The sequence below is a fragment of the Massilia sp. AB1 genome, assembly GCF_018119385.1.
GTDB lineage: Bacteria > Pseudomonadota > Gammaproteobacteria > Burkholderiales > Burkholderiaceae_D > Telluria.
This window is the reverse complement of record NZ_JAGKSG010000021.1, coordinates 75555-87870: the sequence shown is the minus strand read 5'-3', so window position 1 is coordinate 87870 and position 12316 is coordinate 75555. Positions and strand designations below refer to the sequence as shown.

At 67.4% G+C, this 12316-nt stretch carries 10 protein-coding genes; 4 read left to right on the top strand and 6 right to left on the bottom strand.

The window, feature by feature from the left end; genetic code table 11:
* Nucleotides 1-65: 65 nt before the first annotated feature.
* The 3 genes from J8847_RS13895 to J8847_RS13885 form a co-directional block, all read right to left on the bottom strand.
* Nucleotides 66-2036: a U32 family peptidase gene (locus J8847_RS13895; protein ID WP_211525304.1), complete on the bottom strand. Its 1971-nt coding sequence runs from the start codon at nucleotides 2034-2036 to the stop codon at nucleotides 66-68.
* Nucleotides 2037-2088: 52 nt separating this feature from the next.
* Nucleotides 2089-4956, bottom strand: coding sequence for a winged helix-turn-helix domain-containing protein (locus tag J8847_RS13890; RefSeq protein WP_211525303.1), 2868 nt, complete (start codon nucleotides 4954-4956; stop codon nucleotides 2089-2091).
* A gap of 216 nt (nucleotides 4957-5172) precedes the next feature.
* Nucleotides 5173-6750, bottom strand: coding sequence for an aldehyde dehydrogenase (NADP(+)) (locus J8847_RS13885; RefSeq protein ID WP_211525302.1), 1578 nt, complete (start codon nucleotides 6748-6750; stop codon nucleotides 5173-5175).
* 200 nt (nucleotides 6751-6950) lie between these two features.
* Here J8847_RS13885 and J8847_RS13880 point away from each other — a divergent pair, with 200 nt between their 5' ends.
* Nucleotides 6951-7421, top strand: coding sequence for an SgcJ/EcaC family oxidoreductase (locus J8847_RS13880; protein WP_211525301.1), 471 nt, complete (start codon nucleotides 6951-6953; stop codon nucleotides 7419-7421).
* 18 nt (nucleotides 7422-7439) lie between these two features.
* On the opposite strand, the gene J8847_RS13875 is transcribed toward J8847_RS13880, so the two are convergent.
* Nucleotides 7440-7772, bottom strand: a complete 333-nt coding sequence (locus J8847_RS13875) for a DUF5335 family protein (RefSeq protein ID WP_211525300.1) — start codon at nucleotides 7770-7772, stop codon at nucleotides 7440-7442.
* A 59-nt stretch (nucleotides 7773-7831) separates the two neighbouring features.
* Complete coding sequence (locus J8847_RS13870; RefSeq protein ID WP_229512809.1) at nucleotides 7832-9553, bottom strand: glycoside hydrolase family 16 protein; 1722 nt, start codon at nucleotides 9551-9553, stop codon at nucleotides 7832-7834.
* A 434-nt stretch (nucleotides 9554-9987) separates the two neighbouring features.
* Between J8847_RS13870 and J8847_RS13865 the strand changes: the two genes are divergently transcribed.
* The 3 genes from J8847_RS13865 (at nucleotide 9988) to J8847_RS13855 (ending at nucleotide 11919) form a co-directional block, all read left to right on the top strand.
* On the top strand, nucleotides 9988-10404 hold the full coding sequence (locus tag J8847_RS13865; protein WP_211525299.1) for an Rrf2 family transcriptional regulator: 417 nt from the start codon (nucleotides 9988-9990) through the stop codon (nucleotides 10402-10404).
* Nucleotides 10405-10502: 98 nt separating this feature from the next.
* Entirely contained in the window at nucleotides 10503-11036 is a 534-nt protein-coding gene (locus tag J8847_RS13860) for a MarR family winged helix-turn-helix transcriptional regulator (protein ID WP_211525298.1), read from the top strand.
* 34 nt (nucleotides 11037-11070) lie between these two features.
* Nucleotides 11071-11919: a CPBP family intramembrane glutamic endopeptidase gene (locus tag J8847_RS13855; protein WP_229512807.1), complete on the top strand. Its 849-nt coding sequence runs from the start codon at nucleotides 11071-11073 to the stop codon at nucleotides 11917-11919.
* 4 nt (nucleotides 11920-11923) lie between these two features.
* Here J8847_RS13855 and J8847_RS13850 read toward each other — a convergent pair whose 3' ends face one another.
* Nucleotides 11924-12274: a DUF3147 family protein gene (locus J8847_RS13850; protein WP_211525297.1), complete on the bottom strand. Its 351-nt coding sequence runs from the start codon at nucleotides 12272-12274 to the stop codon at nucleotides 11924-11926.
* Nucleotides 12275-12316 lie beyond the last annotated feature (42 nt).

The window sequence follows — 12316 nt, the reverse complement described above, 5'->3', positions numbered from 1 at the left end:
GGGCGGGGGCCTTTCCGTCCGGGGGTGGCGCGGGGGGGGGGGGCCCGGGCCGCCCACGTGCGCGATCAGGTGCGCGGACGGTGGCGGTGGAAGACCAGCGGGCTGTAGGGCACCGCCGAGGGCGGCGGCGAATTCAGGATGCCGGGCTTCATCGCGCCGACCACGTGCATTTCGCAGGGTTTGCAGTCGAAGCGCAGGGTGTAGCGCTCGCCGCCGCTGACCAGGGTCATCGGCTCCGCCCGCACCTGGCCCTGCACGCCTTGCACGCCCTTGGCTTGCTTCGGGCACAGGTTGAACGAGAAGCGCAGGCAGTGCTTGGTGATCATCAGCGGCACCTCGCCCGGTTCCTCGTGCGCCTCGTAGGCGGCGGCGATCAGCTGCACGCCGTGCTTGTGATAGAAGGCGCGCGCCTTCTCGTTGTAGACGTTGGCCAGGTAGCTCAGCTGGGTTTCCGGGTACACGGCGCGCGGCTCGGCCGGGGCCTTGCGCGGCGGACGGTCCCAGGCCGCCAGGCGCGCAGCCTCGTGCGCGGCGACGGCGTCGCGGCGCAGCGCGTTGATGGCGCTGGACGGCACGAACCAGGGCTGGCTCAGCTTCAGCTCGACGTGGCCGGCTTCGAACATGGTGTTGCCGAGCTTGGCCAGGCTGGTGCGCAGGCCAGCCTCGGCCTGGGCGGCCTGCTGGGCCGGCTGCAGGGCGATCGCCGCCACGGCGTCGCTGGCGATGCCGTCTTCGTCGACGATGGCCAGGCGCAGGCCTTCCGGCGTCTCGGACAGGATCAGGTCCACGCGCACCTTGCGCTCCGAGGACTTCTTGTTCAGCGCCGCTTCCCACTGGTGGTCGCGGTTGCGGTGGATGACGCTGCCCACCTTCAGGCCCGGCAGGGTCGCGATGGCCTCGTTCGGAAACACGCGCCAGCGCTGGCCTTCCTCGTCCTCGCCCAGCTTCTCGGCGCGGTTGGCCTGGATGCCGACCGTGGTGCGCTTGTTCATGTAGTTGAGGCCGTCGCCGTTGGCCATCGGCGCGCTGCTGAGCAGGTCGAAGTGGTCGCCGGCGATGCGGGTGACGCTGCCCAGCTCCACGCCCACGTACTTGGGCGAGTCGAAGGCGCCGATATCATCCTGGCGGCCCTGTGCGAAGTAATCGGTGTGGCCGCGGTGGAAGTTCTTGTCCACGTCCGGGGTGAACATGACCTGGGTGCGGCCGCTCGAGGCGCGCGCGAATTCGGGACGGCGCTCCAGCAGCTCGTCCAGCAGGACGCGGTAGTGGGCGGTGATGTTCTTCACATAGCCCATGTCCTTGTAGCGGCCTTCGATCTTGAAGGAGCGGATGCCGGCGTCGACCAGGGCTTCCAGGTTGGCGCTCTGGTCGTTGTCCTTCATCGACAGCAGGTGCTTGTCGTAGGCCACCACGCGGCCCTGGCCGTCCGTCAGGGTGTAGGGCAGGCGGCAGGCCTGCGAGCAGTCGCCGCGGTTGGCGCTGCGGCCGGTGTCGGCGTGCGAGATGTAGCACTGGCCGGAGAAGGCCACGCACAGCGCGCCGTGCACGAAGTACTCCAGCGGCGTGTCGACCTGGGCCTTGATCTTCCTGATCTGCTCGACGGTCAGTTCGCGCGCGAGCACCAGCTGCGAGAAGCCGACGTCGCCCAGGAATTTCGCCTTCTCGACGGTGCGGATGTCGCACTGGGTGCTGGCGTGCAGCTGGATCGGCGGCAGGTCGAGCTCCAGCAGGCCCATGTCCTGGATGATCAGGGCGTCCACGCCGGCCTCGTACAGCTGCCAGATCTGCTTGCGGGCCAGGTCCAGCTCGGCGTCGTGCATGATGGTGTTCATGGTGACGAAGATGCGCGCGCGGTAGCGGTGCGCGAACTCGACCAGCGCCGCGATGTCCTCGAGGGGATTGCTGGCGTTGTGGCGGGCGCCGAAGGCCGGGCCGCCGATATAGACCGCGTCGGCGCCGTGAAGGATGGCTTCGCGGCCGATCTCGGCGGTCTTGGCGGGCGAGAGCAGTTCGAGCTGGTGAGCGAGGAGGGACATGGGAATTCCTGTGGGGCGAAGGCCGAAATTATAGCCAGATCGCCGTCCGCCGTCATTCCCGGGGAAGCAGTGCGCCTCTCGCCGTCCCCGTCTGTGTTGTTGCCTGGCCTCGACCGTGCACGCGCATGCGGCTGCGCAGGTCGGGCTGGAAGAAATATTCCCCGCCGCCCAGGCTGTCCAGCAAGGCTTGCGCATCGCGCTGGTCGCGGCTGGGAAAACCCTGCGGGAAGCGGCGCAGCACCGCCGCCAACTGGCCCAGGGCCTCGGCGGCGCGCGGCGTGCCCAGCGACCACTGGGCGCGGGTGAGGGCGACGCGCAGCAGCCAGGCCAGCGCCCCTTGCGACTCGGCAATTGCGGCGGCCTGCAGCAGCACGCTGTCCGCCTGGGCCGGGGGGCGGCCGGCGGTGCGCATCCAGACCGCTTTCTGGCGGATCAGCTCCGCCGCGCACCAGCCCGCCAGGCCCTGGCCGACCCGGGCGAAATCGGCCGGCCCGGCCAGGCCGGGAAGGATGGTGAAGATCGTCTCGGCCTGCGGTCCCGGCAGCAGCGCGCCGGCGCCGCTCGGGCATGCCCCTTCGCTCAGCGCGCTGAACTGGGCCGCCCAGGATTGCCAGTGTTTCAGCCCGTGCACCTGCGAGCGCTCACACAGCACGCCGGTGAAATAGGACGCCGCATGCTGGTCGCCGTTCCAGAAGGCAATTGGGATGGCGGACAGGGCCAGCGACAGGCAGGTCGAGGCGGGATGCTCGATTTCCTGGGCGCGCTCGAGCGCATTCGTGGCCAGTGCGGCCGCTTCCTCGGCATGGCCCGCGAGCCAGCGGATGCGCGCCAGCACCGCGCTGGAGGCCGCCTGGCGGTCGTACTGGAGCGCCGTTCCGGCGGGACCATGTGGCGCCGGCCATTGTTCCGTGTCGCGCGCAAGCCGGTGCACGCGTTCGGCGTGGAACCGCGCCTGGCGCTGTTCGCCATGGAAATGCAGGGCGGCCGCCATCATCCGGTCGTGGATATCGTCGGCGCAGCGGTCATGCGCGCTCTTGCCGCCCTTACGGTAAGGCGCGAACGCATGAGCCAGGGCGATTGCCTCCGGATACTGCCCCTGGAGCAGGTGATTGACGCACAGCCCGCCGAAGCTGCGCGCCAGCTGGGTATTGTCCCCCTGGCTGTGCGCCAGCTCGTAGGCGCGGGTGAAGGCGGCCGCTACCTGTTCCGACGGGCTGTCAAGGTGCACCAGGACCCCGCCCAGGCTGGCCTGCAAGGCCATTTCGGCAGCGGCGTCGCGCGCGTGCGGCAAGGCGCGCAGGATCTGGGTGCGCTGCTCGTCCAGCAGCGACAATTCGCTCCACAGCGGCGTGGCCGCCGCGGCCAGGCGGACGCCCAGTCCGGCATCGCCGCCGTGCGCGAAACACCAGTCGAGGGCGGCGCGCACGTCTGCCAGGCGGCCGGCATGGCGGGCCAGGCGCTGCGCTCCGCCGGGCTCGCCGCGCGCTTCCAGCATCAGGTCCAGGCAGCGCGCGGCGTGGGCGCGCGCGACAAAGGCCAGTTCGCCATCCTGCGCCAGGCGCTCGGCGGCGTACAGGCGGGTGGTCGCGAGCATCCGGTAGCCCACGCCGGCGCCATCGTAGTCGCACACGAGCAGGGAACGCGCGGCCAGGTTGTACAGGGCCGCCGGTTCGAACGCGGCGCCCTGGTCCGGCCACAGGGCGCGGGCGCAATCGGCGGTAAAACCGCCGCGCCATGCCGACAGGCAGCGCAGCAGGCGCTGTTCGCCCGCCGACAGGAGTGCATAGCTCCAGTCGAGCACGTCGCGCATCGACTGGTGACGCGCCTCGCCGCCGGGCCGGCTGCGCGACAGCATGGCAAGCGATGCGCCCAGCCCGGAGGCGACGCCGTGCAGTCCGAGCATCGGTACCCGCGCGGCGGCCAGTTCGATGGCCAGGGGCAGGCCGTCCAGGCGCCGGCACATTTCCGCGATCAGGTTCCAGTCGTCCGCAGTCAGGCGCGAAGCATCAATCGCACCGGCTGCGCATTCGACGAACAGGGCCAGCGCGCCGTAGGCGGGGAGCGCCTCGGCCGGCGTACCCGCAGCGGGCACGGCGAGCGGCCCCAGGGAGTGCACCCGCTCGCCCGCCAGGCCCAGCGCCTCGCGGCTGGTCGCCAGCAGGGTCAGGCCGGGCGCGGCCGCGCACAAGCCCTCGGCCAGGCGCGCCGGCGCATCGCCCAGGTGTTCGCAGCTGTCGAGCACCAGCAGCATGCTGCGCCCGCGCAGTTGGGCCAGGATAGCGTCGTAGGGAGCATGCGAGGGGAGTTCCAGCGCCGCCGCCAGGGCGTCGACGACCAAGGAGGGATGGGAAACGCTTCCCAGCTCCAGCATGCATACCCCGTCGCGGAGGTGCTGGGCCATCTGGCGTGCGCAAGCGATGGCGAGCGCCGTCTTGCCCACGCCGCCGGGTCCGGCGATGGTGAGCAGGCGCGTGTCCCCCAGGGCGGCGCAGACGGCGCCGACGGCGTCCTCGCGGCCGATCAGCCGCGAGCCGAAGCGCTGGTCCAGGCGGAGAGGCGCGGACAGGGGGGTGATGCGCGAGCCTGGCGCCGCGGCGATGGAGGCCGAGGACACCGGGCCGACGAAGCTGTAGCCGCGGCCGGCCACGTTGTCGATGTAGCGCAGGCCGCCGCTGTCTTTTTCCAGGAGCTTGCGCAGGGCGCTGATGTGGACCCGCAGGTTGGATTCTTCGACGCAGGTACGCGGCCAGGCGCGCGCCATCAGCTCTTCCTTGCCGACGACTGCGCCGGCCCGCTCGAGCAGGAGGGTCAGCACGTCGAACGCCCGGCTGCCGATCTGGACCGGCTCGCCATTCCTCAGCAGCGTCCGGCGCAGCGGATGCAGTTCGAATGGACCGAACGTGAACGGGACGGTGTTCATGCGGTGTGTATCATGCAGGACTGAGTGGGCACAGCGGGCGCTTTCGTGTCATGGCCTTTATGAACTTGCAACAGTTTAGCGCAAGCTTCAGCACTTTCCGTCAACCGGATACAACATTACGAGTGCATGCACTGAATTTTGGTCGACAATTCTTTCACGAACCTTGCAGACTTTTAGTATTTTTACCCGCTCCGCATGATTACACCGGTCGACCGCTTAATTCACGCGGAATTGGCCGTCGACCAGGCGCGCAATGCCCAGCGGATTACCGTCGCGCAAGGCTTGCGGCAAGAGTCCGGTCGGGACATCCTGGTAGCAGACCGGCCGCAGGAAACGCTCGATCGCGGTCGCCCCCACCGAAGTCGAGCGGCTGTCCGATGTGGCCGGGAAGGGACCGCCGTGCACCATCGCATGGGCCACCTCGACACCGGTCGGGAAGCCGTTGAACAGGATCCGTCCGGCCTTGCGTTCCAGGGTCGGCAGCAGGACGGCCGCGAGGGCATGGTCGGCCTCCGTCGCATTGACGGTGGCGGTCAGCTGGCCTTCCAGGTGACGCGCCACGGCCAGCATCTCGGCCTGGTCGCGGCAGGCGATGAGCACCGAGGCCGGTCCGAAGATCTCTTCTTCCAGGGCCGGGTTGGCCAGGTAGGTGGCGGCGTCGCATTGGTACAGGGCCGCCTGGGCGGCGCAGCCGCTTGCTTCGGCGCTGCCGCGTGCGAGCAGTTGCACGCCGGCCAGGCCCGAGCGGCGCTCGATGGCGCCGAGATAGGCCTGGTGGATGCCGGCGGTGAGCATGGTCCCGGCGGCTGTGGCCTGCAGCGCGTCCACCGCGGCAATGCGGAAGGCGTCCAGCGCCTCGCCCGCCAGCGCGATCACCAGTCCCGGGTTGGTGCAGAACTGGCCGACGCCCAGGGTCAGCGAATCGATGAAGCCCGCCGCCAGCCTGGCGCCGCCGTTGGCGAGTGCGCCCGGCAACAGGAAGACTGGATTGACGCTGCTCATTTCCGCATAGACGGGAATCGGCACCGGACGCGCATTCGCGGTGCACAGCAGCGCCAGGCCGCCCTGGCGCGAGCCGGTGAAGCCGACCGCCTGGATGGCCGGGTGGTTCACCAGGTCCTGGCCGATCTGCTTGCCTTCGCCGATCACCATCGAGAACACGCCTTCCGGCATGCCGCAATCGATGGCGGCCCTCTGCACGGCCCTGGCCACCAGCTCCGAGGTGCCCAAGTGGGCGTTATGGGCCTTGACCACCACCGGGCAGCCGGCCGCCAGCGCGGAGGCGGTATCGCCGCCGGCAACCGAGAACGCCAAGGGGAAGTTGCTGGCGCCGAACACGGCTACCGGGCCGAGCGGGATCTTCGCCATCCGCAGGTCCGGGCGCGGCGGGCTGCGCTGGGGAAGGGCGGCGTCCAGGGTCGCTCCGAGGAAGTGGCCGTCGCGAACCACCTTGGCGAACAGGCGAAGCTGGTTGACCGTGCGTCCACGTTCGCCTTCCAGGCGCGCTAGCGGCAGGCCGGATTCCTGATGGGCGCGCTCGATCAGCAGCGGGCCGATGTCCAGGATTTCTTCCGCAATCGATTCGAGGAAACGGGCGCGCTGCTCCAGGCCAATGGCGCGGTAGGCATCGAAGGCCTGCTCCGCCAGTTCGCAGGCGCTCGCCAGCTGCGCCGGGCTCGCCGTGCCGAAGGCCGGTTCCAGTGCCGCGCCGCGCGCGGGGTCGGCGCTGCGCACTTCGCCTGCGACACCGCGCTCGCTGCGGCGCCCAATGATCATTTCTCCGTGAATCGTCATCCCTGCTCCCATAAAGACTGTGACTGCCGTGCGTTCATAAAAGGCCGGGCGCGATCTTATCAAAGGGCTGTGCGCGAGACTGTGCCGATTCCCGCAGCGAAGGGCGTTAAATGCGACAGCGATATACGTATCCATTTTTCATGGCCAGGCCGGGTTCCGCTGGATAGAATGAGGCGCTGACAATACTGAGGGAGCGTCAAATGCGTGGGGTCCTGATGGCGCCTGTGCTGGCCGCCGCATTGAACATCGTTCGGGCAGCGGCGCAATCCCTGCCTTCGGTCAGCGTACCGCCCGAGGTCGACCGGGTGTTGCGCGATTACGAAAAGGCCTGGGCGGCGAACGACGCCAGGGGCCTCGCCGCCCTGTTCGCGGAGGACGGCATGGCCCTGCCGAGCAACCAGCCGCCCGCGCGCGGCAGGGACAGCATCGCGAAGGCGTACTCCGGCGGTGGCGGCATGCCGACTTTCCTGCGCGTGATCGATTATCGCGCTTCCGGCGACCTCGCCACGGTGGTGGGCGCGTATGGCCCGGCCGGCCAGGCGCTCGATGCCGGCAAGTTCGTGCTGGTACTGCGCAAGGTGGATGGCCGCTGGCTTATCGCGGCCGACATCGAGAATGCCAATATGCGCATGGGACCGCCGCCGCGGCCGCCGCCGAAGCCGGCGGGTTGAAAGACATCCGGCGAGGGCTCAGGCCGGCATGGGGATAGCCTGGCGCAGGCGGATGATGTGCCGGGCGCCGTCGCTGCCGATCACTTCGATGCTCTGCACCTTGCCGCCGTCTTCCTGGACGTAGATGTCCTGGGGATGGCGGACCATGTGATCCAGGCCGTCGAAGCTCACGGCCAACATATCGTTCTTGGGGTCGTACAGGATGCCCAGCAGCGGAATCCATGCGGCCGCGAGCTGGACGCCGAAGTTCATCGACGCGACTTCGACCTCGGCGGGCGTACCGAGGAGCGCCTTCGACATCCTGTCGGCGTAGCTTCCCCAGGCGGGCTTGTCCAATCTGATGGTGGCCATGTTTCCTCTCCTTTGCCTCCTCTGTCATCAGACCGCGCCGCGCCGCCCGAGTTTCGCGATCACTTCATCGTATAGCTCTGCCAGGCGGTGTCGACGGCATAGTTACGCGCAGTGTCCCAGTAGGTGAAGCTGTAGCGCACCACGTCGCCGATCTTCAGGCCGCCGGCGATGAAGCTGTTGCTGCTGCCGTCGAGGCGCATGCGCACGTTCTGCTGGGCGCCGTTGTTGACCGTGTAGTGCACGTCGGCCCAGCTGCCGGTATTCGCGGTGAACTGGAGCGTGGTCGCCGAGGTTTGGGTCACGTAGGTCGGGCCGGTCGGCGCCGGCGGCGGGGTGGTGGTCGTGCCCGAATCCCAGACGATGTCGTCGATGGCGAACTGGAAGGCCGAGGCCGGCGAGCGGTTGGCGTCGCTCGAGATCATGAAGACGTCGAGCAGCGACTGCAGCGCCACCTTGGGACCGATCAGGGTGCTCACGGGGACGGTGGCGGTCGCCCACTCGCCGTTGCGCACCAGGCCGTGGGTCGTGGTGTTGGCCGGGAAGTTGACCCAGTTCTGGTTGGTATAGGTGTCGCCGACGCCGATGTTGAAGGAGACGTTGGCCGGAATCTTGATGCGGAACTTCATCGTCCCGTTGCGGAAATTGCTCAGGTCGCGGGCCTGGCGCGACTGGACGCCGCCGCCGAACCACTGGCCGGGGGTGTTGTAGCTCCAGGCGATGACGTTGCTGCCCTCGTAGGGCGGCAGGTTTCCCGCGCCGCTGGAGGCGCCGTTCCACAGGAAGATGTCCGAGCTGGTGCCGGCCACCAGCTTGTTGTTGACGCTCGTGGTGTCGGTGAACACGCCGAACTTGCCGACTTCCGGCACGGTCTGGTTGCCCAGCTTGACCGTTCCCTTGCCGTCGAGCCGGTAGACGCGCACGTAGTCGACGTACATGGTCCCGGGCAATGGCGCGCTAACCTGGCCCGGGCTGGCGGCGTCGGTGAAATTGCCACCCACGGCGAGGTTCAGGAGCAGGTAGAAGGGCGCCTGCAGGGCCGTCGAATTGACCGGCAGCGGCGCGTCGTACATGTTGCGCTCGACGCCGTTGTCGACCACCGTGAAGCGCATCTCGCTTTCCGTCCAATACAGGCGGTAGAGGACGAAGCGGTTGGTCAGCGGGGTCGAGGAGACGTACCAGTTCTTGGTCTGCCAGGCGGTCGAGGCGGCGCAGCTTTCATTGCCGGGGACGCAGGCCGCTTGCTGGTAGGTGATGACGTTGGAGCCGACAAAATTGTTGGCGGAGGGCGAACCGGCGGCGGTCCGGCTCGAGGCCTTGTGGCCCATCTCCATGATGTCGATCTCGCCGTTGCGCGGCCAGGTCTGCGGGCTCACGCCCAGCATCCAGGCGGCCGGCCACAGCCCGGTGGCGACGGCGGGAGTGCTCATGCGCACCTCGACCATCCCGTATTGCACCTGGACCTTGCCCTTGGTGTCGATCTTCCCTGAGGTGAAGACATTGCTGCCGATGGTCTGGTTGCGCGCCTGGATCGCAAGGGCGCGGGTGCCGGATTCGAAGGGCACGTTGACGATCGATACGTTGTTGGGGCTGTAGTACTGGAGCTCGGCATTTCCGTAGCCGCACAGGTTGATCTGGCAGCCGTTACCGTCGGTGGCGGTCCACGCACCGGTGTTGAGGCTGGTGCCGTTGAACTCCTCGGACCACAGCAACTGGCCGATGGCGGGGTTGCTGACGCTGGCGGAGGTCTGCGCCCCCATGGTCAGCAGCAGGCCTGCGGCCATTGCCTGGAAAGGTTTCCATGTAAAGTGACGATTTTGTTTATGGTTATTCACTTCGACTCCTCGATTAACTCCAAAGAAATGTGGGGAGGCCGTTCTGGCTCCGCCACGCTGCGCCCAACATCGACGTTGGTTCTGAGAATTCTTGCGGAAGCTGTGACTGGAAACGTTTCCATTCGGAATACGAAAAAATATATGCGTATTTGAATAGCGCGTCAAATCCAATCGTGCGCAGTAAAGCTATTGAGAGCGCTCGGTTGTGAATGTTTGAGGTGGCTCAAAAGAGGGCAGGTGGGACTGCGTGAGTGAGCCAGCGCAGGGAAGCTAAAACTTTGGGCTGGCCTTCCCCGTTTGCGCAACTCGACGAGTATCGGAATTTCTTCACGGCATATCGCAACTCAACAAGTTGCGGTATGCTCCCGGCAGGAGGAGCCAATATGAGAAACGATTTTCGTCTGTCGAGGATGCTGCATGTCCTCGTCCACCTGCACGGCCGCAAAGGCGCGGCCAGTTCCGAAGAGATCGCCACGATGCTGGACACGAATCCGGTACTGGTACGCCGCATGATGGCGGGCTTGCGCACCGCTGGCTACGTCAATTCCACGGGCGGGCGGGGCGGCGGCTGGACCCTGGCCGCCGACCCGGACACCATTACGGTGCTGGACGTCTACCGCGCCCTGGAGGAGCCGGTCATCTTCGCGATCGGTCCCAGTGTCGATCATCCGGGCTGCGCGGCCGAGGAAGCCATTACCGGGACGCTCAATGTCGCCCTGGCCCAGGCCGCAGGCCACCTGATGCGCCAGTTCGGCGAGATCCGCCTGTCGGCCTTCTTGCCGCCGGCCCGCCCCGGCTGAAGCGCACTTCCGGAGCGCAGCCTACGCGCTGCGCATGAAATGGCGGCGCCGCCGCCATATTACTTTACCGCTTATATAACTGTTGATATTCTTTACCCATGAAACAAGGACTCGGTACCCAATTGCGCCACCTGATCGAGCTGCTCGACAGCGCGGTCGAAGCCGCCTACGTCGACGCCGACCTGCCGGATTACCGGCCGCGCTACACGCCGGTCATGCGCGTGCTGTCGATGCGCGAGGCGGTGACGATTGGCGAGATCGCGGCCCTGGCCGGCATCACCCAGCCAGCCGCCACCCAGACAGTGGCGCTGATGCAGAAGCAGGGCCTGGTGCAGATTGCGCCGGGCGCGGAGGATGCCCGCCAGCGTGTGGTCAGCCTGAGCGCGAAAGGCCGCGCACTGCTGCCGCGCCTGCAGGAATGCTGGCGCGCGACCAAGCTCGCGGCGGATGGCCTGGACGCCGACCTCGACCTGCCACTGTCGCAATCGCTGGCGCAGGCCATCGCCGCCCTGGCCGACCGGCCGTTCGGCGAGCGCATCCGGTCGGCGCGACTCGCATTGCAGCAGGACGGCGACAGCAAGGCGACAGGCCAAGACAGCCGGCGCCGGTCCGGCAAGAAGAACGCGGCTTAAGAAGAATCCAGAAAAATGTACAGGAGACGAAGCAATGAATGAAGCAAGCACGATGTCCGCCAACAAGGCGGCGCCATCCTCGCGCCTGATGGCCCACCCTTTTGTCCGCAGCGTGATCGGTATTGTGCTGACCTTCGCGCCGGTGCCGCTGACGATGATCCTCTCGTCGGCACTGGTGGACAAGCCCTACCGGATCGCCTGGCCCCAGTTGCTGGCGGCCGTGCTGTCCTTCCTGGCCTACCGCTTCTTCGTGCACCGGATCGAAAAACGCGCGCTGACGGAATTCGGCGCCCAGGGCGCCGCGCGCGAATCCTTGCTCGGCCTGGGATTGGGCGCGGGCCTGGTGTGCGCCGTGTTCGCCTTGCTTGGTTTGCTGGGCGCCTACCACCTGGACGGCATGAACACAGTCACGCTGCTGCTTGCGCTGCCATTGGCCGAATTGATGCTGGTTGCCCTGACCGAGGAAATGCTGTTCCGCGGCGTCGTGTTCCGCATCAGCGAGCAATCGATCGGCAGCCGCTGGGCGATCATCGTTTCGGCCGTCGTGTTCAGCGCCGCCCATTTGCCGAACGACGGTGTCAGCCCGGTCGCCGTTGCGGCACTGGCCGTGTACAGCGTCATGCAGGCGGCTATTTTTATGCGGACGCGCCGCCTGTGGATGTGCATCGCCAGCCACCTCGCCTGGAACTACTTCGTCGGGCAGATCTTTTCGGCCACGGTGTCCGGCCACCAGGCCGAGGCGGGGCTGCTGCGTGGCGAACTTTCCGGCTCCATCCTGCTGACCGGCGGCGCCTTTGGGGTGGAAGGCTCCGTGGTCACACTGGTGGTGCTGTGCGCCGCAGCCGCCTGGTTCCTGCGCGGCGCGCTGAAGCGGGGCAGCTGAAGCGCTACAGCAACTCGATCCCGAAACGCCGCACCAGCAAGGCGAAGGCCGCGAAGCAGGCGATCGTGATCAGGGCGCAGCTGCCGAGGGCCCACCAGAAACCGAGACGCTGCAGCAGCCAGGGAAAGGCCAGGAACATCGGCAGGGTCGGCACCACGTACCAGAAGGTGTACCACGCGTGATTGGCCAGCTTGGCGGCAGGCTGGTTCTCCACATGCAGCCACACGAGCGTCAGCAGGGTGATCATCGGCAGGGCGGCGATCAGGCCGCCGAACCGGTCGCTGCGCTTGGCGGTCTCCGACACCAGCACGACAACGGCCGCCGTGATCAGGTACTTCGTAATAATCCACTTCATCGTCTGCTTTCTTCCATCGGCACGGTGAGCGGCGCCTAGTGT

Excerpts from the sequence above, each read along its gene's own strand:
- J8847_RS13895 (WP_211525304.1), bottom strand. The coding sequence starts at position 2,036 with ATGTCCCTCCTCGCTCACCAGCTCGAACTGCTCTCGCCCGCCAAGACC.
- J8847_RS13890 (WP_211525303.1), bottom strand. The coding sequence starts at position 4,956 with ATGAACACCGTCCCGTTCACGTTCGGTCCATTCGAACTGCATCCGCTG.
- J8847_RS13885 (WP_211525302.1), bottom strand. The coding sequence starts at position 6,750 with ATGACGATTCACGGAGAAATGATCATTGGGCGCCGCAGCGAGCGCGGT.
- J8847_RS13880 (WP_211525301.1), top strand. The coding sequence starts at position 6,951 with ATGCGTGGGGTCCTGATGGCGCCTGTGCTGGCCGCCGCATTGAACATC.
- J8847_RS13875 (WP_211525300.1), bottom strand. The coding sequence starts at position 7,772 with ATGGCCACCATCAGATTGGACAAGCCCGCCTGGGGAAGCTACGCCGAC.
- J8847_RS13870 (WP_229512809.1), bottom strand. The coding sequence starts at position 9,553 with ATGGCCGCAGGCCTGCTGCTGACCATGGGGGCGCAGACCTCCGCCAGC.
- J8847_RS13865 (WP_211525299.1), top strand. The coding sequence starts at position 9,988 with ATGAGAAACGATTTTCGTCTGTCGAGGATGCTGCATGTCCTCGTCCAC.
- J8847_RS13860 (WP_211525298.1), top strand. The coding sequence starts at position 10,503 with ATGAAACAAGGACTCGGTACCCAATTGCGCCACCTGATCGAGCTGCTC.
- J8847_RS13855 (WP_229512807.1), top strand. The coding sequence starts at position 11,071 with ATGAATGAAGCAAGCACGATGTCCGCCAACAAGGCGGCGCCATCCTCG.
- J8847_RS13850 (WP_211525297.1), bottom strand. The coding sequence starts at position 12,274 with ATGAAGTGGATTATTACGAAGTACCTGATCACGGCGGCCGTTGTCGTG.